Source organism: Streptomyces sp. NPDC048664, from assembly GCF_040650555.1.
Lineage (GTDB): Bacteria > Actinomycetota > Actinomycetes > Streptomycetales > Streptomycetaceae > Streptomyces.
Genome location: NZ_JBEZHK010000038.1, coordinates 1 through 22597, shown reverse-complemented (window position 1 = coordinate 22597; position 22597 = coordinate 1). Strand labels below are relative to the sequence as shown.

Genomic DNA, 22597 nt, shown 5'->3' with positions numbered 1-22597 from the left:
AAATCCAGGTGGAAAACCACAGCAAATCGTCCCACGAACCCGTCCTGGCGTACCCCGGGGAAAGGTGATCCGCGACACTGGGCGCCCTGTGGCCGGTTTCACGCTCTACCCTCATCCCCAACGGGGCCCGCCACCCGTACGGGACCCGACCCCAACCGCCGCTACACCCTCGGGAGTCACCACCGTGACCGACGTAACCGACGGCGTCCTGCACACCCTGTTCCGTTCGGATCAGGGAGGTCATGAGCAGGTCGTGCTCTGCCAGGACCGGGCCACCGGACTCAAGGCCGTCATCGCGATCCACTCCACCGCTCTGGGCCCCGCCCTCGGTGGGACCCGCTTCTACCCGTACGCGAGCGAGGAGGAGGCCGTCGCCGACGCGCTGAACCTCGCACGCGGGATGTCGTACAAGAACGCCATGGCCGGTCTCGACCACGGCGGCGGCAAGGCCGTGATCATCGGCGACCCCGAGCGGATCAAGACGGAGGACCTGCTGCTGGCGTACGGCCGCGCCGTGGCCTCGCTCGGCGGCCGGTACGTCACCGCCTGCGACGTGGGCACCTATGTGGCCGACATGGACGTGGTGGCCCGGGAGTGCCCCTGGACCACCGGGCGTTCACCGCACAACGGCGGCGCGGGCGACTCCTCGGTGCTCACCGCGTACGGCGTCTTCCAGGGCATGCGGGCCTCGGCCCAGCACCTGTGGGGAGACCCCACCCTGCGCGGGCGCAAGGTGGGTGTCGCGGGCGTCGGCAAGGTCGGGCACCACCTGGTCGAGCACCTCCTCGACGACGGTGCCGAGGTCGTGATCACCGATGTGCGGCCGGACGCGGTGCGCCGGATCACCGACGCGCACCCCGAGGTCGCCGTGGCCGCCGACACCGAGGCCCTGATCCGTGTCGAGGGGCTCGACATCTACGCCCCGTGCGCCCTCGGCGGCGCGCTGGACGACGACTCCGTGCCGGTGCTGACGGCGACGGTGGTGTGCGGCGCGGCCAACAACCAGCTGGCGCACCCGGGCGTGGAGAAGGACCTCGCGGACCGCGGGATCCTGTACGCGCCGGACTACGTGGTCAACGCCGGTGGCGTCATCCAGGTCGCCGACGAGCTGCACGGCTTCGACTTCGACCGCTGCAAGGCGAAGGCGTCGAAGATCTTCGACACCACGCTGGCCATATTCGCACGTGCGAAGGCGGACGGTATTCCGCCGGCCGCGGCGGCCGACCGGATCGCCGAGCAGCGCATGGCCGAGGCGCGCGCCGTCGTCCTCCCCGGAGAGGCGGCGCGGGCCTGAGCCCCGGCCGCGGACGCCCGACCCGGTGTCCGCGGCCCCTCCGCCGGGCGGCCACCGCGGACACGTGAGATGTACGGCGGTGGTCGAACGGTGCCCACCGGTGCTCCGGCGGCGCTCGCGGAGGGCCCTGGCGGTACCCGTCGGCGGCAGGTTGGAGAGAACTCTCACTCTTATCGGCGGGTCGCCCGCCAATAAGTGGTTAAAATCGGCCGTGACCAGCGAGGAAGGGGCGTCTCGTGGGTCATGGGCACACGCCCGCCCTGCGGGCGACGTACCGTATGGGCGTGGGCTCAGGTACCGTGGAAGCCCTACGGACCGGTCTCTCTGCGGAGAGCCCGTTCCGGATCATGAACGCGTGTCAAGACTCTGGGGCCGTCGAGCCCCGTCACCGAGGGGGTCGAGCCATGGGGCGCGGCCGGGCCAAGGCCAAGCAGACGAAGGTCGCCCGCCAGCTGAAGTACAACAGCGGCGGGACTGATCTGTCACGGCTTGCCAATGAACTGGGCGCATCGACTTCGAGCCAGCCGCCGAACAGCGAGCCGTTCGAGGACGACGAGGACGACGAGGACCCGTACGCACAGTACGCGGATCTGTACAACGACGACGATGAGGACGAGGACGACCAGTCCGGTCCCGCGTCGCAGCGTCGCGGCGCTTGACGTAGCGCGGAGCGCGCTGCGCGGTTCCCATAGCTGCTGCACCTCACCCGGTCCGGGGCCTCAGTGCCGGACCGGGTTTCGTGCTGCCTGCCGGGCCAGGCGCCTCGCTCAGGCGTAGTCGCCGACCATCCGGGCACCGGTCTCCTCGTCGCCCCGGCTCATGATCTCGCCGGCGACCCATGCCTCGACCCCGCGGTCGGCGAAGGTGGCGAGCGCGACGTCCACCGACTGCTCGGGAACGATCGCCATCATGCCCACGCCCATGTTCAGGGTCTTCTCCAGCTCCAGGCGCTCGACGTCACCGGTCCTGCCGACCAGCTCGAACACCGGCGCGGGCGTCCAGGTGGAGCGGTCGACCACGGCGTGCAGACCGTCCGGGATCACCCGGGCCAGGTTGGCCGCGAGGCCGCCGCCGGTGATGTGACTGAACGCGTGCACCTCGGCGGTGCGGGTGAGCGCCAGGCAGTCCAGCGAGTAGATCTTCGTGGGTTCGAGCAGCTCCTCGCCGAGGGTGCGCCCGAGATCGTCGATGTGCTGGTCGAGGCCGAGCTTCGCCCGGTCGAGCAGCACATGCCGGACGAGCGAGTACCCGTTGGAGTGAAGTCCGGAGGCGGCCATGGCGATCACGGCGTCGCCTTCGCGAATCCGCTCGGGGCCCAGCAGCTGGTCGGCCTCGACCACGCCGGTGCCGGCGCCCGCCACGTCGAAGTCGTCGGGGCCGAGCAGGCCGGGGTGCTCGGCCGTCTCGCCGCCGACGAGCGCGCAGCCCGCGAGGACACAGCCCTCGGCGATGCCCTTCACGATCGCGGCGACGCGCTCCGGGTGGACCTTGCCGACGCAGATGTAGTCGGTCATGAACAGCGGCTCGGCACCGCACACCACGATGTCGTCCATGACCATGGCGACCAGGTCGTGGCCGATGGTGTCGTAGACGCCCATCCGGCGCGCGACGTCGACCTTCGTGCCGACACCGTCGGTGGCCGAGGCGAGCAGCGGACGCTCGTAGCGCTTGAGGGCGGAGGCGTCGAAGAGGCCGGCGAAGCCGCCGAGGCCGCCGAGGACCTCGGGCCGCCGCGTCTTCTTCACCCACTCCTTCATGAGCTCCACGGCGCGATCGCCCGCCTCGATGTCGACGCCCGCAGCCGCGTAGGAGGCACCGGAGGTTCCCGTCGACGGGGTCGACTGGTCGAACACAGACATTGCCTGGGATCTTTCGGTTGGTGGAACGGGCTCAGGGGCGACGGATGGCGTCGGCCGCGGCCGTGGCGGCGGGACCGGCCGCCAGCTCGGTCTCCAGCAGCTGCTTGCCCAGCAGCTCCGGGTCGGGAAGCTCCATCGGGTACTCGCCGTCGAAGCAGGCGCGGCACAGGTTCGGCTTGGCGATGGTCGTCGCCTCGATCATGCCGTCGATGGAGATGTACGACAGCGAGTCGGCGCCCAGCGACCGGCCGATCTCGTCCACGGACATGCCGTTGGCGATCAGCTCGGCGCGGGTGGCGAAGTCGATGCCGAAGAAGCAGGGCCACTTCACGGGCGGCGAGGAGATCCGGATGTGGACCTCGGCCGCGCCCGCCTCACGCAGCATGCGCACCAGCGCCCGCTGCGTGTTGCCGCGCACGATGGAGTCGTCCACGACGACCAGGCGCTTGCCCTTGATGACTTCCTTGAGGGGGTTCAGCTTCAGCCGGATGCCGAGCTGGCGGATCGTCTGCGAGGGCTGGATGAACGTCCGGCCGACGTAGGCGTTCTTCACCAGGCCGGCGCCGAACGGGATGCCGGACGCCTCCGCGTACCCGATCGCGGCGGGCGTGCCGGACTCGGGCGTCGCTATGACCAGGTCGGCCTCGGCGGGCGCCTCCTTGGCGAGGCGGCGGCCCATCTCGACCCGGGAGAGGTAGACGTTGCGTCCCGCGATGTCGGTGTCCGGACGGGCCAGGTACACGTACTCGAAGACACAGCCGCGAGGCTTCGCTTCGGCGAATCGGGAGGTGCGCAGACCGTTCTCGTCGATCGCGATGAACTCACCCGGCTCGATCTCGCGGACGAAGCTGGCGCTCGTGATGTCGAGCGCGGCCGTCTCGGAGGCCACGACCCAGCCGCGCTCCAGACGGCCGAGGACCAGCGGGCGGATGCCCTGCGGGTCACGCGCCGCGTAGAGAGTGCCCTCGTCCATGAAGACCAGCGAGAAGGCGCCCATGACCTGGGGAAGGACCTTGGCGGCCGACTCCTCCACGGTCAGCGGCTTGCCGTCGTCGTCCACCTGGCCCGCGAGGAGGGCGGTGACGAGGTCGGTGTCGTTCGTCGCGGCGACCTGGGTGGCGCGGCCGTTCTCCTTGGGGAGGGCGGCGACCATCTCGGCGAGCTGCGCCGTGTTGACCAGGTTGCCGTTGTGACCGAGCGCGATGGAACCGTTGGCGGTGGCGCGGAACGTCGGCTGGGCGTTCTCCCAGACGGAGGCGCCGGTGGTCGAGTAGCGGGCGTGTCCGACCGCGATATGACCTTGGAGCGAACCGAGCGAAGTCTCGTCGAAGACCTGGGAGACAAGGCCCATGTCCTTGAAGACGAGGATCTGGGAGCCGTTGCTGACCGCGATACCCGCGGATTCCTGACCCCGGTGCTGGAGGGCGTAGAGCCCGAAGTACGTCAGTTTTGCGACCTCTTCACCCGGGGCCCAGACACCGAAGACGCCGCACGCGTCCTGGGGGCCTTTCTCACCGGGGAGCAGATCGTGATTGAGTCGACCGTCACCACGTGGCACGGCACCGAGTGTAAGCGAGATCGCGCACTGGTCCGAATCCGGCCGACGGGATCATGGACGCTCCCGACCCGCCCGACGACTGCCCCCAGACCCCTGCGATCACCTCGCCACGACCCCTGTTCTCGCTGGTCAGCGGAGTCTTCACGAGGGCGGTCCGAGGCCGGGGCGACCGGCTGGGCGGCGCGCCCCGGCGGGTTCTCCGCCCTGATGAGTGAGGCGTCGCACATCATGCGGGTTCGCGGCTCTCCGGGTGCCGTCCGTGACGCCCGGTGCCCCTCGGTGACAAGGCTCAGGTCATGAGCGGCAGCAGGTCGCCCAGGTCGGCTCGTTCGCCGCTCGCCAGGACCATGGCACCGGTCAGCGCGGTGGACCAGTCGAGGCGTCCTGTCGCCAGCCTGATCCAGGTCAGCGGGTCGGCCTCGACCACGTTGGGCGGGGTGCCGCGGGTGTGGCGGGGGCCCTCGACGCACTGCACGACGGCGAACGGCGGGACGCGCACCTCGGTCGAGGCGCCGGGCGCCTTCGCGGCGAGCGCGTCGGCCAGGAGGCGGGTGGCGGCGGCGAGCGCCTGGCGGTCGTACAGGATGTCGAGGCCCGGGACCGCGGCGTTCAGGTCGTCGGTGTGGACGACCAGTTCGACGGCGCTGGTGACGAGGTGGTCGGCCAGCGGAAGGGCGCCCGCGTCCGTGGCGAGCAGCCGGGCCGGGGGCTGTTCGGCGAGGACCCGCGTCAGGCGCTCCTCGACGTCGGCGAGGTGGGCGACGGGGTCGGGATGCCGCCGGGACGCCTCCCGGGCGGCGTCCGCGCCGGCCGCGCGGTGCCCGGAGGCGGCGGACGGCCACTCCGGGAGCGGGAGGTCCTGCCGGGCGGGCTCCGGCGCCGCGACGAACCGGTCGACGGCGGCGAGGGCCTCGCCGAGGTGCGCGACCAGTTCGGCGACGGTCCAGTCCCCGAGCCGGGTGGGCCGCGCGAGGTCGTCCACCGTGAGCGCGCCCACGGCCGCGCGCACGTTCCCGATCTGGGCGAGCACCGCTGTGCGGGTCCTCACGGGGTCGTAGGTCCGGGTGCGCTTCCTGGCGGGGGGCATGAGGGCGAGCCTATGCCGCCGGTACGGGCCCTGAGGCGCCGCCGGCCGATCCCACGAGCCGCTGCGGACGCACCACCGGATGCCGCCGGGGCGCACGGCACGCGGGGCGGCCGCCACCGCCATCACCGCCGTGCCCCGGCCCCGACGCCTCACCGTCGGCACCGGCGACCGCTACGCCACGGAGGCCGGTGGCGGTCGAACGCCGCGCCGGGCACGACTCACCGTCCTGACCGTCGGCGGCCCGGCCGGAAGTGAGGGGCACGCACACCCGGGCGGGGCCGCCCGGGTGTGCGCCGGGCGCGCGGCACACGACGAAGGCCCTGACCGGTTGCGGGGCCGGTCAGGGCCTTCGGTGGCGTGCGCCGCGGCCCTACGCCAGCAGTGCCGGGATGGTGCGCTCGTGCGCCTCACGCAGCTCGGTCAGCGGCAGGGCGAACTCGCCCTGCACGTCGACCGCGTCCCCGTCGACCACACCGATACGGGTGGCCGGCAGACCGCGTGCCCCGCACATGTCGGTGAAACGCAGCTCCTCGGAGCGCGGCACCGCGACGACCGCACGGCCCGCCGACTCGGAGAAGAGGAAGGTGAACGCGTCCAGACCGTCGGGGACGATCAGCCGGGCACCCTTGCCGCCGAGCAGCGCCGACTCCACCACGGCCTGGATCAGACCGCCGTCGGACAGGTCGTGCGCCGCGTCGACCATGCCGTCCCGGGAGGCGGAGATGAGGATCTCGCCGAGCAGCCGCTCCCGCTCCAGGTCGACCTGCGGGGGCAGCCCGCCCAGGTGGTCGTGGACGACCTGCGACCAGGCCGAGCCGCCGAACTCCTCGTGGGTGTCGCCGAGGAGGTAGAGCAGCTGGCCCTCCTCCTGGAAGGCGACCGGCGTACGGCGCGTCACATCGTCGATGACGCCCAGCACCGCCACCACCGGGGTGGGGTGGATGGCCGCCTCGCCCGTCTGGTTGTAGAGCGAGACGTTGCCGCCGGTCACCGGGGTGCCGAGCTGCAGGCAGGCGTCCGCGAGTCCGCGTACGGCCTCCGCGAACTGCCACATGACGGCCGGGTCCTCGGGCGAGCCGAAGTTCAGGCAGTCGGAGACGGCCAGCGGCTTGGCACCGGTGGTCGCCACGTTGCGGTACGCCTCGGCGAGGGCGAGCTGGGCGCCCGCGTACGGGTCCAGCTTCGCGTAGCGGCCGTTTCCGTCGGTCGCGATGGCGACGCCGAGCCCGGACTCCTCGTCGATGCGGATCATGCCCGAGTCCTCGGGCTGCGCGAGCACCGTGTTGCCCTGCACGAAGTGGTCGTACTGGGAGGTGACCCACTGCTTGGAGGCCTGGTTCGGGGACGACACCAGCCTCAGGACCTGGTCCCTCAGCTCCTCGGAGCTCGTGGGCCGGGGCAGCTTGTTCGCGTCGTCGGCCTGGAGGGCGTCCTGCCAGTCGGGGCGCGTGTAGGGACGCTCGTAGACGGGGCCCTCGTGCGCGACCGTCCGCGGGTCGACGTCCACGATCTTCCCGCCGTGCCAGTAGATCTCCAGCCGGTCGCCGTCGGTCACCTCACCGATGACGGTGGCGATGACGTCCCACTTCTCGCAGATCTCCAGGAACCGCTCGACCTTGTCCGGCTCGACCACCGCGCACATGCGCTCCTGCGACTCGCTCATGAGGATCTCCTCGGGCGAGAGCGTGGAGTCGCGCAGCGGCACGTCGTCCAGGGTGACGCGCATCCCGCCGGAGCCGTTGGAGGCGAGCTCGGAGGTGGCGCAGGACAGGCCGGCCGCGCCCAGGTCCTGGATGCCGACGACCAGCTTCTCCCGGAACGCCTCCAGGGTGCACTCGATGAGCAGCTTCTCCTGGAAGGGGTCGCCGACCTGGACGGCCGGGCGCTTGGAGGGCTTGGCGTCGTCGAAGGTCTCGGAGGCGAGGATCGAGGCGCCGCCGATGCCGTCACCGCCGGTGCGGGCCCCGTAGAGCACGACCTTGTTGCCCGCGCCGGACGCCTTCGCGAGGTGGATGTCCTCGTGCCGCATCACACCGATGGCACCCGCGTTGACCAGCGGGTTGCCCTGGTAGCAGGCGTCGAAGACGACCTCGCCGCCGATGTTGGGCAGGCCCAGGCAGTTGCCGTAGCCGCCGATGCCGGCCACGACGCCCGGCAGGACGCGCTTGGTGTCGGGGTGGTCGGCCGCGCCGAAGCGCAGCGGGTCCACGACGGCCACCGGCCGCGCGCCCATCGCGATGATGTCGCGCACGATGCCGCCGACACCGGTGGCGGCACCCTGGTAGGGCTCGACGTACGACGGGTGGTTGTGCGACTCGACCTTGAACGTGACCGCGTAGCCCTGGCCGACGTCCACGACGCCCGCGTTCTCGCCGATGCCCACGAGCAGGGCGTCGGACTGCGGGGCCTTCTCGCCGAACTGCCGCAGATGGACCTTGCTGCTCTTGTAGGAGCAGTGCTCGGACCACATCACCGAGTACATGGCGAGCTCGGCACCCGTGGGGCGGCGGCCCAGGATCTCCACGACCCGCTCGTACTCGTCCTTCTTCAGGCCGAGTTCGGCCCAGGGCAGCTCGACGTCGGGGGTCGCGGCCGCGTGCTCGACCGTGTCCAGAGGCGTCCTGCTCATGCGCCCACCAGCTTCTTGATGATCGAGGTGAAGAACGGCAGCCCGTCGGTACGGCCCGAACCGATCAGCGGTTCGACGGCGTGCTCGGGGTGCGGCATGAGGCCCACGACGTTCCCGGCCTCGTTGGTGACACCGGCGATGTCCCTGAGGGATCCGTTGGGGTTGCCGTGTCCCGGGGCGTCGCCGCCGGTGACGTAGCGGAAGACGACCCGCCCCTCGGCCTCCAGCCGGTCGAGCGTGTACGCGTCGGCGACGTACCGGCCGTCCATGTTCTTCAGGGGAATGTGGATCTCCTGGCCCGCGGTGTAGTCGGCGGTCCAGGCGGTCTCCGTGTTCTCCACCCGCAGCTTCTGGTCACGGCAGATGAAGTGGAGGTGGTCGTTGCCGAGCATGGCGCCCGGGAGGAGATGGGCCTCGGTCAGGATCTGGAAGCCGTTGCAGATGCCGAGGACCGGAAGGCCGGCCTTCGCCTGCTCGATGACGGCCTCCATCACCGGGGAGAAACGGGAGATGGCGCCGGCCCGCAGATAGTCGCCGTAGGAGAATCCGCCGGGAAGCACCACGGCGTCCACCTGGCCCAGATTCCTGTCCTTGTGCCACAGGGCGACCGGCTCGGCTCCGGCGAGGCGGATCGCGCGCTGCGTGTCCCGGTCGTCCAGGCTGCCGGGGAAGGTGACGACGCCGATACGAGCGGTCACTTGGCGGCCTCCGCCACGTCCTCCACCTTGACGGTGAAGTCCTCGATCACGGTGTTGGCGAGGAAGGATTCCGCGAGCTCGTGGATGCGGGCGAGAGCGGCGTCATCGACCGGCCCGTCCACCTCGAGTTCGAATCGCTTTCCCTGACGTACGTCGGAGATGCCCTCGAAACCGAGCCGCGGCAGGGCGCGGTGCACCGCCTGGCCCTGGGGGTCGAGAATCTCCGGCTTGAGCATGACGTCGACTACGACGCGTGCCACTGGCACTCCCGGTGTGTGGTGCTGAGCAGGTTCCTTCAGACTACCCGCACAAAATTTCTACTCGCGTAGATTCGTAGTATCCTACGTGACGGCCGTCACGATCCGGCGGTGATGACGGTGATCGCGCGGAAAATCCTGGGAAAAACCGCAGAAGGACGCCGGGGGGACATTGCACGCGGACACGCGGACGTATTCAGTCGGTCTTCACAATGCAATGCCGCGCACTGTACAAAGGAATTGGCAATAGCCGATACTTCGCTCAATTACTGCCGGACAGTCGACATCTCCCCGACATCCGCCGGACGTCCGCGCACGTCATGGTGGCCTCTCGCGGAGGTGCCGCACGAAGGGACCGATATTCGTGGCGCAGCGTGTCGTGGTCACTCTCTTTGACGACATCGACGGCTCAGAAGCGGCGGAGACGATCGCCTTCGGACTGGACGGCAGGTCGTACGAGATCGACCTCAATCAAGCCAATGCCAAGAAACTGCGCAAGGTCCTGGCGCCCTACGTCGAGGCAGGCCGCAAGAAGGCGAAGTCGGGCAAGGCGTACACCCACACGGCCGTGACACCCGATCCGGCCGCCGTCCGCGCCTGGGCGCGTTCGAACAAGCTCGACGTTCCGCCGCGCGGTCGCATCCCCAAGAAGGTGTACGAGGCGTTCGCCGAGGCCAACTGACGCCGACGCGGGTCGGGCGGGGGCCGGCCGGGACCTCCCCTCGGGGGCCGGCACCGAACCCCGCCCGCAACCGACTTGCGCTGCACCCCTGGTGATCAGCTAGAGTCTGGAACACGCCGAGGGGCGAGGCCGAAAAGCCGAAGTCCCAAGGAGTCATGCGGGTGTAGTTCAGTAGTAGAACACCCCCTTTCCAAGGGGGAGGCGCAGTGTGCGATCCCTGTCACCCGCTCTACGCATCGGTCAGACCATCCTTGTGGATCAGGTAGGCTGGTGCTCGCACCGATCGGTGAAAGCCGGTCGGGAGCCATGCGGACGTAGCTCAGTTGGTAGAGCGCAACCTTGCCAAGGTTGAGGTCGCGAGTTCGAGCCTCGTCGTCCGCTCCACGAAGAAGAGCCCCGGTCACCGACCGGGGCTCTTCTCGTATGCGGCTCGCATGCGGCGCCACGGGACCGACCCTCTCCCGGCGATGTGCGGTGTGAGGGTCACCACATCCTCGCGGACGAAGCCGTGTGGCACGCGGCGGTGCGGCTCGGACGCGCCGCGAGGTTGGGTATAGTTGCTCTCGCGCAGCAGCGCAGTGCGGACGTAGCTCAGTTGGTAGAGCGCAACCTTGCCAAGGTTGAGGTCGCGAGTTCGAGCCTCGTCGTCCGCTCCACGAAGAAGAGCCCCGGTCACCGACCGGGGCTCTTCTCGTATGCGACGCCACGGCGCCGTCAGACAGGCTCTAGGACCAACTGAGCCCTGTCAGACGCTCGTACGCCTCCACGTACTTCGCCCGGGTCGCCGCCACGATCTCCTGCGACAGCGGCGGCGGAGGCTGCTCGCTCGCGCGGTCCCAGCCCGACGCGGCAGAGGTGAGCCAGTTCCGTACGAACTGCTTGTCGAACGACGGCTGCGCCCGTCCCGGCTCCCACAGGTCGGCCGGCCAGAAGCGCGAGGAGTCCGGCGTGAGCACCTCGTCGGCGAGGACCAGGTCCTCACCGTCGTAACCGAACTCGAACTTGGTGTCCGCGAGGATGATCCCGCGATCCCGCGCGATGTCACGGGCGCGGCCGTAGACGGCCAGGGTCGTCTGGCGCAGCTCCGCGGCGGTCTCGGCGCCGACCTGGCGCGCGACCTCCTCGTAGGAGACGTTCTCGTCGTGCTCGCCGACCGCCGCCTTGGTGGCAGGGGTGAAGATCGGCGCGGGCAGCTCCGAACCGTCCACCAGCCCCTCGGGCAGGGCCAGGCCGCAGACCGTGCGGGACTCGCCGTACTCCACGAGCCCCGAGCCGGTGAGGTAGCCGCGCGCCACGCACTCCACGGGCACCATCCGCAGGGACTTGCACACCAGGGTGCGGCCCGCCCAGTCGGCGGGGGCGCCGGGCGGCAGTTCCGTGCTCAGGACATGGTTCGGCACCAGGTCGGCGAGCTGCTCGAACCACCACAGCGACAGCTGGGTGAGGATCCGGCCCTTGTCCGGGATCTCGGTCGGCAGCACCCAGTCGAACGCGGACGTACGGTCGCTGGCGACCATCACGAGGTCGCCCGCCTCGTTCCGGTACAGCTCGCGCACCTTTCCGGTGTGCAGATGCACCAGGCCCGGCACCTGGACGGGCTCGGGCTTTTCCACGAATCCGGACACGGTTCCTCCCCGTGGTTATCTCCAACTGGCTCGATTGTCCCGTACGCCGACGCGGAGGCGGTGGTCGGGGGTGCGGGTCGAGCCGGTCCGCGGTGTCCGCGGGGGTGCGGGCGGAGCGGACGCGCGGTGCCCTCCGGCGCCCCGCCCGCGGCGCAGGCGGTCAGTCCCGTTTGCAGATGCGGTCGAGGAGGTTGGCGGTCGCCTGCTGCACCCGGGTGTCGACATGGCCCGGCCGGTCCAGCGCGGGAGACCAGGCGAACGTCCCCGACGCGAAGACCAGAGCCCCGGACGGGGCGCGGTAGAGCGAGGTCTCCTGGTGGCGCAGCACGCCGTCGCCGTCCCGGTACGGGGAATGGGCCAGCAGAATGCGGCCCTGGTGCTCGGGCAGCGGGGCCCGCGGGAAGTAGCGGTCCGCCTCGCCGGCCACCATCCCCGCCAGTTCGTCGCCCTCCCCGGCGTCGGTCGCCTCCCACAGCCAGTGCTCCGCGTTGCGCACGACGAGGGGGTGGGGTTCGGGCACCCGGCCCGCGTACTGGATGCCGATCGTCTCCTGCTCGGGACGGTCGATCTCCCGCCACAGCGTGGCCTTCCCCGGGCCGCGGCGCTTGCGGCAGGTGAGCAGGCGGTCCGGGACACCGGACGGGGACGGGCTCAACTCCACCTGCCAGTACATGGTGTTGGCGGAGAGGAAGACGAGCGAGGTGCCGTTCTCCCGGGCCAGGTCCACGGTGCGGCGCATCGGGGCCGACCAGTACTCGTCGTGCCCCGGGAAGACGAGGCCGCGGTAGCGGGTGGGGTCGATCCGGCCGGCGTGCAGATCGCGGGCGTCGGCGTAGGAGAGGTCGTAGTGGTAGCGCTCGGCCCAGCGGATGAAGTCGTAGGCGTGGCCGACGTGCAGCGGCAGGCCCGCGCCCGCGTACGGCCGGTCGAAGGAGACCGTGGTCGCGGCGTCCGCCTCGCCGAGCAGCCGGCCCTGCTCGTCCCACGCGTGATAGAGGCTGGCGCCGGTGTGGCCGTCCTCCGGATAGAGGTTGTACGCCTGCCAGGTGACGTCGGGGAGCAGCAGCAGGAGGTCCGCCGGGCGGCTGTCGCGCACGGTGAAGGGGACGTGCGAGCGGTAGCCGTCGACCGTGGTGAGGACGGCGACGTACGCTCCGATGCTCCAGTACGACGGGACCTGGAGCCGCCACGACAGCCACCAGTGGTGGCAGGAGACCGTGCGGTCGACCCTGAGCGGGGGCGGCTGGACGATGCCGGAGAGCCGGGGGCTCGTGGTGATCTTGCTGGCGCCGTCGCCGCCGTAGTGCCCGATCCGGTACACGTCGACGGCGAACTCCTGGGGCGGGTCCACCGTGATGTGGAAGTCGATGGCCTCGCCGGGGGCGACCGCGCCCGAGGAGGCGAACCCCTTGATCTGGCGGTGCACGTCGTCGGCCGAGCGGGGGCCGCCGCCCGTGCGCGGGGCCGGGATGCGGGCGCCCCGGTGGTTCCTGGACGGGACGTAGATCGGCGCCGGATCCACGTACCAGGGCACCACATGGCCCGTGTCGTCGAAGTACGTCTCGCTTCCGCGCAGCCAGGGGACGGGACCCTGACCGAAAGGATCCGTCACGGCGTGCGCGAGAGCGCCCGACTCCCAGCGGCGGATGTGTTCCGACCCCACCATGCTGTCCCCTCCCTCGTCCCCCGTGAGCCGTCCGATGGCCTTGCCGAGGCCTTGCGATTCCTACGCGATCGGTCCCAGCACATCACATTACGCACGCGGACCGTCACCGTTCGTCGCGAATTGACGTGAACGGAATGGGATTCTCCGGCCAGGGGTCGGGGTTGCGGATCCGGCGTGCGGGGTGTTCTCGCAGGTGGCAGGGCACCGGGGCGCCTGGAGCCCCGGAGGCGCCTGGGGTGCCTGTGACGCCTGGGCCCCGGTGCCGTGCGCTCTCGTATCCCTCACGCCACCTCGCCTGCCCCTCACACCAGGCGGACCGGCTTCTCGGGCCGTACGCCCAGCTGACGGAGCCAGGCGCGCAGCGGATCCGGGTCCCCCTCCTCGACCAGGGTGCGGACACGGGGGGCGAGATCCACCGCACGCGAGCCCCTGACCAGCAGGGACGGCCCGTCCAGCCAGTCGAGTCCGGGCGCCGCGCCAGCCGTGTCCATGGCGGAGCAGCACACCATAGCGATGACATGGTCGATCAGCAGTTCGCGGCCGGTGCGGGGCGGCTGGAGCGGGAACAGCGGCAGCAGGGCGTCGTCCCACAGCGCGTGGTCCGGCCCGGACGGCTGCCCGGCGGCGGCGCCGGGCAGCGGCCGCGCGAGAGCCGCCTCCTCCCGCGTCACCTCGGCGCTGAGCCCGGCGCCGAGGGCCGTGGTCCGCACACCGGCGAGCACGTCGCCCTCGTCGTCCATGTCGTTCTGGGCGCCCATGTCGTTCTCGTCGGCCGCATCGGTCTCGTCGTTCTCGTCGCCTTCGGTGGGCGTCGCGCCGCCGCCGTGTGCCGCGCCGGCCCGGTCGGGGTGGGAGTGGCGGTCGGGGCGGTCGGGTGCGAGTGCGGGCTCTGGTTCCTGACCAGGGGCGGTGCCTGCGGCGGTCTCGGTGGCGGTCTCGGTGCCGGAGGACGCCCCGACCGTCAGATAGCGCAGCACACGCTCCAGCGTCGGGCCGCCCGCGTCGCGCGCGGTCGGCCGTACCGTGTGCCGCGGCCCCAGGGTGTCCAGCACGCGGTGCAGGCGGGCCGCGTCGGTGCGCCACGTGCGGTCGACGACCTCCTCCGGATACTCCTGCCAGGCCACCGGGGCCCAGTCCGGGCCCGATTCCGCCGGACCGCCGTGGAAGAGGCGGGCCGCCAGCAGCGACGCGGCCTCGTCCACCGTGCCGGGCTCCTCCAGCAGATCGCAGGCCGGGCGTTCGCCCAGGCGCGAGGCGAAGCCCTCGGCCAGCCGGTCCCTGCGGGACAGCTCGGTGAGCGCCGCGACCACGCCCGCGTCCAGACGGGACGGCCAGCGACCCATCCGCCAGGCCGGCAGCGCGACCCGGGTCAGCAGCCGGTCCCAGCCGGCGTACGCCAGACCGACCTGCTCCTGGGCGACGATCCGCAGCCCGTAGTCCACCGCCTGCGCCCGCTCGGCGGCGGCCGACGCCACCCCCCGCTCCATCTCCTCCGCGTGCGTCCGGCAGCTCCGCAGCAGCAGTCTGGCCAGCCGTCCGGCGCAGGCCAGCACCGGCCGCGCCAACGGCCCGCGCGCGGCCGTCGACGTCACGGCGACGGCGGCGTCCAGCCCTCGCACGAAGCGCCGCGCCGCGGCTATGTCGGGGTGGGCCGAGGGGCCCGTACCGGCGACGACCGGGGCGAGCACCGCGCGCAGTTCGGCCACCCGCATCCACCACAGGAACGGCGAGCCGATGACGAGCACCGGCGCGGTCGTGGCGCGATGCCGGCGGGCGGCGACCAGGGCCCGCGGGCCCCAGGCGCCGGATATCCGGTCACCGCGGCGGCGCGGCGGGTCGTGGGCGGGGTGGGTGCGGTCCTCCAGCCAGCTGTCGCAGTCCGGGGTGAGCGCTATGGCGGAGGGCGCGGGGACCTCCAGGCGCTCGGCCAGGTCCCGGACCATGCGGTACAGGTCGGGCGCCCCGTCCTGGGTGATCGCGACCGTCGGGCTCAGGGCCGGGCGGGCCCGGGTGACAAGCAGGGCGATACCGGCGGCGGCGAGCAGGACGGCCACCGCCACACCGGTCACGACCCAGCGGACGATCCCCCAGGGACCACCGGTGAGGTGCCCGGTGGAGCGGCCCACGAGAAGCACCACGGCGACGGCGGCGGGCAGCAGGGCGGCGGCCAGCGCCCTACTGCGGATCCGCAGCACGGCGAGGGCCCTGGAACGCGCTGCCTGCGCGCCCACCTCCACACCCATTCCGGTCACGACCGGACGTCACCCCCTTTGACCCGCCTCTGTCCCGTGCGGCGGCGGGTGCGACGGCCTGCGTCGCCTCTGTCGCCACCGCCGGATATCGGTGCGTTGCTCACTCCCCCACTGTGACACCCGCCACTGACATCGCAATGCCGGTGGGCCAAGTGCCGGAACGCCTGCGCCGCACCCTAGTTGGGGCTCCGGCCCACGTCAGCCGGATGGGGCACCGCTCACTCGATGGAATGGCTTTGGGGAAAGGTGGATGACGCGGCGCGGGCATCGGTCCCGCGCTCCCCCATGGCGCGGGCCCCGGATCCTGAGACGGATCCGGGGCCCGCGGGGTGGTGCTGTGCTCGACCGGGTGGCCCGTCGTGGGGTGCGGCCCCTGGGCTCGGCCTCAGGTACGGCCCTCGGGCTCGGCCCGTGCGCTCAGGAGCCGCTGCCGGCCGCGTCGCGTGCCGCCCGCTCCGCGATGTCCGTACGGTGCTGGGAGCCCTCGAGTCCGATGCGGTCCACCGCCGCGTACGCCCGCCGGCGCGCCTGCGCGAGGTCGGCGCCGGTCGCGGTGACGGACAGCACGCGCCCGCCCGCGCTCACCACGCTCTCCCCCTCGCTGCGGGTGCCGGCGTGCAGGACGTAGGCGTGCGGGGCGTCCTGCTCCGCCACGGCGTCCAGCCCGGTGATGGGGTCGCCGGTGCGCGGGGTGCCGGGGTAGTTGTGCGAGGCCACGACCACGGTGACGGCGGCGTCCTCGCTCCAGCGCAGGGGCTCCAGATCGCCCAGGGTGCCCGTCGCCGCGGCCAGCAGCACCCCGGCGAGCGGGGTCCTGAGCCGGGCGAGGACGACCTGGGTCTCCGGGTCGCCGAACCGGGCGTTGAACTCGATGACCCGTACCCCGCGCGAGGTGATCGCGAGGCCCGCGTACAGCAGCCCGGAGAACGGGGTGCCCCGGCGGCGCATCTCGTCGACCGTCGGCTGCAGAACGGTCCGCCGCACCTCCTCGACCAGCTTCGGGTCGGCCCAGGGAAGGGGTGAGTAGGCGCCCATGCCGCCGGTGTTGGGGCCCTCGTCGCCGTCCAGGGCGCGCTTGAAGTCCTGGGCGGGCTGGAGCGGGACCACCGTCTCCCCGTCGGTGACGGCGAACAGGGAGACCTCGGGGCCGTCGAGGAACTCCTCGATGACCACGCGCTCGCAGTGCGCCGCGTGCTCCGTGGCCGCCGCCAGGTCCTCGGTGACCACGACGCCCTTCCCGGCGGCGAGGCCGTCGTCCTTCACCACGTACGGGGCGCCGAAGGCGTCGAGCGCCTCCGCCACCTCGTCGGCGTTCGTGCAGACGTACGAACGCGCGGTGGGGACGCCCGCGGCGGCCATCACGTCCTTCGCGAAGGCCTTGGAGCCCTCGATGCGCGCGGCCTCGGCGGAGGGCCCGAAGACGGGGATGCCCGCCTCGCGCACCGCGTCGGCGACGCCCGCGACGAGCGGCGCCTCCGGGCCCACGATCACCAGCCCGGCGCCCAGTTCGGTGGCCAGCGCGGCCACGGCCGCTCCGTCGAGGGCGGCGACCTGGTGCAGCTGGGCCACCTCGGCGATGCCCGCGTTGCCGGGGGCGCAGTGCAGCTCGGTGACGTCGGGGTCGAGGGAGAGGGAGTGGCACAGGGCGTGTTCGCGGGCGCCGTTTCCGATGACGAGGACCTTCACGGGGGTCAGCCTAACCGGGCGGGGGAGTCCGGCCTTGTGGGGGCCACCGAAGAGGCGGGGCGTGAGGGTTTGTACGTTCCTCCCATCGACCCCACCACCGGGCACCGCCCGCGTCGGCCGCGTCGGCTGGGTCCGCCGCTCGGTGGTCGCGTGCCGGCCCCGGGGTGGTCACTCGTTGGGGATCTCGTCCACCACCGTCGCCCCCAGCTCCCTGATGATCAGTTCGTGGCCCGAGAGGGCCGACTCGTCGAGATCGGGGTCGTCGTCCTCCGGCATGTCGTCCTCGGGGGCGACCATGTGCCGCTCCGGCGCGGGAGGCGTGGAGCCGGCGCCGCGGTCGGGTGCCGAGGGCGCCGGGGCGGGGGCGGGCGTCGCGGCCGGTCGCGGCGCGGGGGCCTGCGGCTGGGCCGCGGGGCGGGAGGCGGCCGGGGCGCCGCCGTACCCACCGCTCGCGGCGGGCGAGGGGCCGCCGCCGAACCCGGAGCCCGGGGTGGCGGGTGGTGCCGAGCCGCCGCCCGACGGGTCGACGATCGCCTCGATCTTCCACTGCACGCTGAACTGCTCCGCCAGCGCCTGGCGCAGCACGTCCTCACTGCCGCTGCTCAGGAAGTTGTCCCGGGCCCCCGCGTTCACGAAGCCGAGCTGCAGGGTGGTGCCGTCGAAGCCGGCCACCTGGGCGTTCTGGCTCAGCAGGATCCAGGTGAAGCGGCGGCGGTTCTTCACCACCTCCAGGATGTTCGGCCAGAGCATGCGCGGGTCGAGGCCACCGGTCGGGGCGGCCCCGGCCGGAGCGGACTCGGCGGGCGAGGCCGGCGGGGCGGCGGGGGTCGCGGCGGCGGGAGTAGCGGGCCGGGTGGGCGGGGTCGCGGACGCCGCGGCGGGCGGCTGACCCGCGGAGGCCGCCGTGGGCCAGCCGCCAGGCCTGCGACCACTGCCCGCGGAGGCCGCGGTGGGCCAGGCGCCGGCGGGCGGGGCGGCGGGAGCCTGCGGTGGCTGCTCCGCGGGCGGGGTCTCGCGCGGCGCGGGGGCGGGCGCTGGGGCGGGGGCCGGGGGTGCGGTGTCGCGCGGGGCGGGAGCGGGCGTCGCCCCGGTGTCCGGGGCAGCCGGGCGGGGCGCACCGCCGGACGCGGCGGCTGGCGCGCCCGCGGCTCGTGCCGCGGCGCGGGCCGCGGCCACGCCACCGCCGGGCGGAACGGGGGCCGCGCCCTGCGCGGCGGCCTCGTCGGCCGCTCCCGCTCCACCGGTCCCGCCGTGCGCCTCGGGCCCGGGCACGTACCCCATGGCGGGCCCCGCTCCCATGGCGGGCCCAGCCGCGGGCAGCGCTCCGCCGCCGGTGGCGGCTCCTCGCTCCAACCGGTCGAGCCGCGCCATGACCGACCGCTGGTCCCCGTACGCGGCGGGCAGCAGCACCCGGGCGCAGATCAGCTCGAGCTGGAGCCGGGGCGAGTTGGCCCCGCGCATCTCGGTGAGGCCCTCGTTGACCAGGTCGGCGGCCCGGCTGAGCTCGGCCGGGCCGAACACTCCCGCCTGCGCCTGCATCCGCTCCAGCACATCGGCCGGGGCGTCGATGAGCCCCTTGTCCAGGGCGTCGGGGACGGCGGCGAGGATCACCAGATCCCGCAGCCGCTCCAGCAGGTCGGCGACGAAGCGGCGGGGATCGTTGCCCCCCTCGATGATCCGGTCCACGACCTCGAAGGCGGCGGCCCCGTCACCGGAGGCGAACGCCTCCACGACGGAGTCGAGCAGCGACCCGTCCGTGTAACCGAGCAGCGAGGTGGCCATGGCGTACGTCACACCGTCGGTACTCGCGCCCGCGAGCAGCTGGTCCATGACGGACATGGAGTCACGCACCGACCCGGCGCCCGCGCGCACGACGAGCGGCAGAACGCCGTCGTCGACGGGGATCTCCTCCTTCTGGCACACCTCGAAGAGGTAGTCCCGAAGGGTTCCGGGCGGCACCAGCCGGAAGGGGTAGTGATGCGTACGCGACCGGATGGTCCCGATGACCTTCTCGGGCTCGGTGGTCGCGAAGATGAACTTGAGGTGCTCCGGCGGCTCCTCCACGACCTTGAGCAGCGCGTTGAAGCCGGCCGACGTGACCATGTGGGCCTCGTCGATGATGTAGATCTTGTACCGGCTGCTCGCGGGGCCGAAGAACGCCTTCTCGCGCAGGTCACGGGCGTCGTCCACACCACCGTGCGACGCGGCGTCGATCTCGATGACGTCGATGGATCCCGGCCCGTTCCTGGCCAGGTCCTGGCACGACTGGCACTCGCCGCACGGCGTCGGCGTGGGTCCCTGCTCGCAGTTCAGGCACCGGGCCAGGATCCGCGCGCTGGTCGTCTTCCCGCAGCCCCGGGGCCCGCTGAACAGGTACGCGTGATTGACCCGGTTGTTCCGCAGCGCCTGCTGCAGCGGGTCGGTTACATGTTCCTGCCCGATGACCTCGGCGAACGACTCCGGGCGGTAGCGGCGGTACAGAGCGAGAGACGACACACATACGAGGTTATAGGCGCCCGCTGACAACGCGCCCCGCTCCCTGGCCGGGCCCCTGAGCGGCGCTGGACCCCGCTGCCGCCGCGCACCAACGCGAAGACCCCCCACGCACCCGCCAGAGCCAACCTACCCTTGCTGCCTTCCGGCCCTGGGGGAGTTCAGTCAGATAGCGCCGCGTGAGGGGCTGCCCCCCAGCCTACCCGATCCCGAGGGGGCCGAACGAGTTCGCAAGCACTCCCCGGCGTCATGTAATGTCTCCAGCGGAGGATTCGCCTAGAGGCCTAGGGCGCACGCTTGGAAAGCGTGTTGGGGGCAACCCCTCACGAGTTCGAATCTCGTATCCTCCGCCAGTGCCTCACCGGGCACGAAGTCGAAGGGCCCCACTGTTCGCAGTGGGGCCCTTCGACGTTGTCCGTCTCGATCTCCGTCTCAGTGTCGCCGGGCTGAGAGGGACGTGTCGGATGACCCATGCGCCTGTCCGGGCGTCTTCCGGGTGTGCCGCGAACGGGAGGCGCGCGCTGAAGGGTATGTCGTTCCGAGCAAGGTGGTCTTGGGATACGCGAGGAGATCAGCCGTGTACGCAGTGGTTCGGCGGTACGAAGGGGTGACGGATCCTGTCGAGGCCGGACGCCGGGTGAACGAGGGATTCGTCCCCCTCCTCCGTCAAGTCCCCGGCTTCGTGGCCTACTACTGGATCGACGCCGGGGAGGGAGTGATGGTCTCCACCAGCGTCTACGAAGACCGGGCCGGGGCCGACGAGTCGGTCAGGAGGGCGGCGGACTTCGTACGGGACAGCCTCGCGTCGCTGCTTCCCCACCCTCCTCAGGTCACGGCCGGCCAGGTCGTGGCTGCCGGATGACGAACCACGAGGTGACCGTGCTGGTCGCAGACAAGCGACGAGTGGCTGTGACCAGCACGGTCACGACAGGCTTCGAGAGGGTTCAGTCGACCATCTGACCGTCGTACGTACCGCCCCTGCAGAGGTTGGTCGACCAGTCGACCGTTCCGCCGCCCTGCTGGCACTCGCCCGGGGTGGGGCTGGCGGCGGTGGCGGTGACAGCACCTGCAAGGCCGAGTCCTGCGAAGGCTGCCGTGGCGATGACGGCGGCGAGGATTCGTCGAATGCGCATGTGGTTCCCCTTTCACGCATTGCCTCGGTTGGGACACCCCTCAGCTTGGTGTTCATCCATGTGGGCGACACGTCCTACTAGGCCGTTCGGGTGACGCCGCTGTCGGGTGCGACCACCTTCTCGCAGGTCAGAACACCCGTCGCCGACCCGGCGCCCACCACCGGGTCGGCCGCCCTGCTCGCCGTCGGTGACCGCGCTCCCGAAAAAGTCTTCGAAGCCGTGCAACCCGCTCCCCCGCCCGTGCGTATACGTGGCGACACCGCACCTCATTGGGGGGACCACATGACCATGGACCGTTCGGCCGGTCGGACCGCCGGCCGTCTCGGCGCCGCCGTCGCCGCCTGCATCGCCCTGCTCTCGGCCGTCGGCTGCTCGGCGGACGCGGGCACCGGCGTCCGCGACTCCGCCGACGCGGCGGGTGCCCCGGCGTCCGCCGCGGCGCCCGCGCAGGCCACGGGCGGGAGCGAGGGCGGCCGGGGCAAGGCGACCGACGTGTCGGCTCCGTCCATGCCGGAGCCCGCCGTGCTCGCGCAGGCGAAGGTGAACATAGGCGACGGGCAGACGGTCGGGGTGGGCATGCCGATATCCGTCACCTTCCCCCAGCCGATCCCCGCCGACCAGCACAAGGCCGTGGAGAGCTGGCTGCGCGTGCAGACCTCGACCGGTACGACCGGCGCGTGGAGCTGGGTGAAGGACAAGTGGGCCAAGAGCGGGGAGCGGCTCGACTTCCGTCCCCGCACCACCTACTGGCAGCCCGGCACCGAGATCACCCTCCGCCGCGGCTCGCACGGCGTGAGCCGCTTCACCATCGGCCGGTCGCTGGTCGCCACCGTCGACACGAAGACGGACATGATGACCGTCGACACCGACGGGAGGACGACCCGCATCCCGATCACCGCGGGCAGGCCGGGGCTGGACACCTGGAACGGGACGATGGTCGTCATGGACAAGCAGAGCAAGGTGTTCATGGACTCCAGGACCGTGGGTATGGGCCCGAACGACACGTACCACGACTACTACTACTGGGCCCTGCACCTGACGTCGTCCGGGACCTATGTGCACCAGAACCCGCACGCGGACACGGCCGCCGGGCACAAGAACGTCACCCACGGGTGCGTCGGCCTCGCCACCACCACCGCCAGGGGCTTCTACGACCAGGTAAGGATCGGCGACGTCATCAAGGTCACCGGTGCGAACAAGCCCGGCGTCGAGACCGGCAACGGCTACGGCGACTGGAACCTCTCCTGGGAGCAGTGGCTCGAGCACAGCGCCGCCGGGGAGACCCGGACCGCGTGACCCGCCGGTGAGCGAGGAACCCACCCCAGGGAGAGAGCCTGTGTCCGACCAGCCGCCATCGCGTCCGCCGAGCGCGGCGGAACTGTCCGCCCGGCTGCACGGTCTGGCCGCGCGGAGTGCGACGCCGACCCCCGGCACGGGGGCTCAGGTGAGGTGCCGAGCGGTGCGCCGCCGCCGCGCCCGACATGCCCTGTTCTCCACGGGCGCGGCGGCGGCGGTGGCCGCCGTCGTCGTCACCTCGGGCGTCCTCGACTCCCCCACCGGGGCGGGGGGGGGGGCGGGGGGCCCCCCCCCCCCCCCCGCGGGGAAGGGGGGACAGGGTCCCCCCCCCCCCGGCCGGGCCGCCCGCGGGGTAAAACACCGCGCCCGCCCGGCCCAAGAG

The 22597-nt window shown here is 72.0% G+C and carries 17 protein-coding genes, 4 tRNA genes and 1 other RNA gene; 9 read left to right on the top strand and 13 right to left on the bottom strand.

All coding sequences use genetic code 11. From position 1 onward, the window contains the following. Nucleotides 1-184 precede the first annotated feature (184 nt). Together AB0C59_RS30590 and AB0C59_RS30585 are read left to right on the top strand one after the other, a co-directional pair. Nucleotides 185-1294 carry a Glu/Leu/Phe/Val dehydrogenase dimerization domain-containing protein gene (locus AB0C59_RS30590; protein WP_363010340.1) on the top strand — a complete coding sequence of 370 codons (1110 nt, stop codon included), beginning with the start codon at nt 185-187 and terminating at the stop codon, nt 1292-1294. A gap of 404 nt (nt 1295-1698) precedes the next feature. Further along, nucleotides 1699-1953, top strand: a complete 255-nt coding sequence (locus tag AB0C59_RS30585) for a DUF3073 domain-containing protein (protein WP_363010338.1) — start codon at nt 1699-1701, stop codon at nt 1951-1953. Between the two features lie 108 nt (nt 1954-2061). Here the strand turns inward: AB0C59_RS30585 and purM are convergent, their stop codons facing one another. The 6 genes from purM to purS form a co-directional block, all read right to left on the bottom strand. Next, nucleotides 2062-3153 (bottom strand): phosphoribosylformylglycinamidine cyclo-ligase, encoded by a 1092-nt coding sequence (gene purM / locus AB0C59_RS30580; protein ID WP_363010336.1) that lies wholly within the window; start codon nt 3151-3153, stop codon nt 2062-2064. A 31-nt stretch (nt 3154-3184) separates the two neighbouring features. Then, a complete protein-coding gene (gene purF, locus AB0C59_RS30575; protein ID WP_363010334.1) occupies nt 3185-4711 on the bottom strand; it encodes an amidophosphoribosyltransferase in 1527 nt (508 codons plus the stop codon). Nucleotides 4712-5000: 289 nt separating this feature from the next. Beyond that, nucleotides 5001-5798, bottom strand: a complete 798-nt coding sequence (locus AB0C59_RS30570) for a sterol carrier family protein (protein ID WP_363010332.1) — start codon at nt 5796-5798, stop codon at nt 5001-5003. Between the two features lie 370 nt (nt 5799-6168). Next, on the bottom strand, nt 6169-8427 hold the full coding sequence (gene purL / locus AB0C59_RS30565) for a phosphoribosylformylglycinamidine synthase subunit PurL (RefSeq protein WP_363010330.1): 2259 nt from the start codon (nt 8425-8427) through the stop codon (nt 6169-6171). Further along, complete coding sequence (gene purQ, locus AB0C59_RS30560; RefSeq protein ID WP_363010328.1) at nt 8424-9125, bottom strand: phosphoribosylformylglycinamidine synthase subunit PurQ; 702 nt, start codon at nt 9123-9125, stop codon at nt 8424-8426. Before purQ ends, purL begins: the two co-directional genes overlap by 4 nt. After that, nucleotides 9122-9385 (bottom strand): phosphoribosylformylglycinamidine synthase subunit PurS, encoded by a 264-nt coding sequence (gene purS / locus AB0C59_RS30555; RefSeq protein WP_363010326.1) that lies wholly within the window; start codon nt 9383-9385, stop codon nt 9122-9124. Before purS ends, purQ begins: the two co-directional genes overlap by 4 nt. Before the next feature lie 361 nt (nt 9386-9746). On the opposite strand from purS, the gene AB0C59_RS30550 reads away from it, so the two are divergent. The 4 genes from AB0C59_RS30550 (at nt 9747) to AB0C59_RS30535 (ending at nt 10720) form a co-directional block, all read left to right on the top strand. Beyond that, on the top strand, nt 9747-10064 hold the full coding sequence (locus AB0C59_RS30550; RefSeq protein WP_363010324.1) for an Lsr2 family protein: 318 nt from the start codon (nt 9747-9749) through the stop codon (nt 10062-10064). A gap of 157 nt (nt 10065-10221) precedes the next feature. Then, nucleotides 10222-10293 (top strand) — tRNA-Gly (locus tag AB0C59_RS30545). A 79-nt stretch (nt 10294-10372) separates the two neighbouring features. Beyond that, a tRNA-Gly gene (locus AB0C59_RS30540) sits at nt 10373-10448 on the top strand. A gap of 196 nt (nt 10449-10644) precedes the next feature. Beyond that, nucleotides 10645-10720, top strand: a tRNA-Gly gene (locus AB0C59_RS30535). A 69-nt stretch (nt 10721-10789) separates the two neighbouring features. On the opposite strand, the gene AB0C59_RS30530 is transcribed toward AB0C59_RS30535, so the two are convergent. From AB0C59_RS30530 to ffs, 6 genes are all read right to left on the bottom strand, one after another. After that, on the bottom strand, nt 10790-11689 hold the full coding sequence (locus AB0C59_RS30530; protein ID WP_363010322.1) for a phosphoribosylaminoimidazolesuccinocarboxamide synthase: 900 nt from the start codon (nt 11687-11689) through the stop codon (nt 10790-10792). Nucleotides 11690-11849: 160 nt separating this feature from the next. Then, a complete protein-coding gene (locus AB0C59_RS30525) occupies nt 11850-13352 on the bottom strand; it encodes a N,N-dimethylformamidase beta subunit family domain-containing protein (protein ID WP_363010405.1) in 1503 nt (500 codons plus the stop codon). 305 nt (nt 13353-13657) lie between these two features. Continuing rightward, nucleotides 13658-15598, bottom strand: a complete 1941-nt coding sequence (locus AB0C59_RS30520; protein WP_363010403.1) for a hypothetical protein — start codon at nt 15596-15598, stop codon at nt 13658-13660. A 426-nt stretch (nt 15599-16024) separates the two neighbouring features. After that, the gene (purD, locus tag AB0C59_RS30515; protein WP_363010320.1) at nt 16025-17293 is read right to left on the bottom strand and encodes a phosphoribosylamine--glycine ligase; all 1269 of its coding nucleotides are present in this window, start codon (nt 17291-17293) and stop codon (nt 16025-16027) included. Between the two features lie 168 nt (nt 17294-17461). Further along, on the bottom strand, nt 17462-19789 hold the full coding sequence (locus AB0C59_RS30510) for a DNA polymerase III subunit gamma and tau (protein WP_363010318.1): 2328 nt from the start codon (nt 19787-19789) through the stop codon (nt 17462-17464). A gap of 92 nt (nt 19790-19881) precedes the next feature. After that, nucleotides 19882-19978: signal recognition particle sRNA small type (gene ffs, locus AB0C59_RS30505), an RNA gene on the bottom strand. 73 nt (nt 19979-20051) lie between these two features. Between ffs and AB0C59_RS30500 the strand changes: the two genes are divergently transcribed. Next, nucleotides 20052-20139 (top strand) — tRNA-Ser (locus AB0C59_RS30500). Nucleotides 20140-20363: 224 nt separating this feature from the next. Then, nucleotides 20364-20648 (top strand): hypothetical protein, encoded by a 285-nt coding sequence (locus tag AB0C59_RS30495; protein ID WP_363010317.1) that lies wholly within the window; start codon nt 20364-20366, stop codon nt 20646-20648. Between the two features lie 82 nt (nt 20649-20730). Here the strand turns inward: AB0C59_RS30495 and AB0C59_RS30490 are convergent, their stop codons facing one another. Next, on the bottom strand, nt 20731-20919 hold the full coding sequence (locus AB0C59_RS30490) for a hypothetical protein (RefSeq protein ID WP_363010315.1): 189 nt from the start codon (nt 20917-20919) through the stop codon (nt 20731-20733). A gap of 282 nt (nt 20920-21201) precedes the next feature. On the opposite strand from AB0C59_RS30490, the gene AB0C59_RS30485 reads away from it, so the two are divergent. Continuing rightward, nucleotides 21202-22215, top strand: a complete 1014-nt coding sequence (locus tag AB0C59_RS30485) for a L,D-transpeptidase (protein ID WP_363010313.1) — start codon at nt 21202-21204, stop codon at nt 22213-22215. Nucleotides 22216-22597 lie beyond the last annotated feature (382 nt).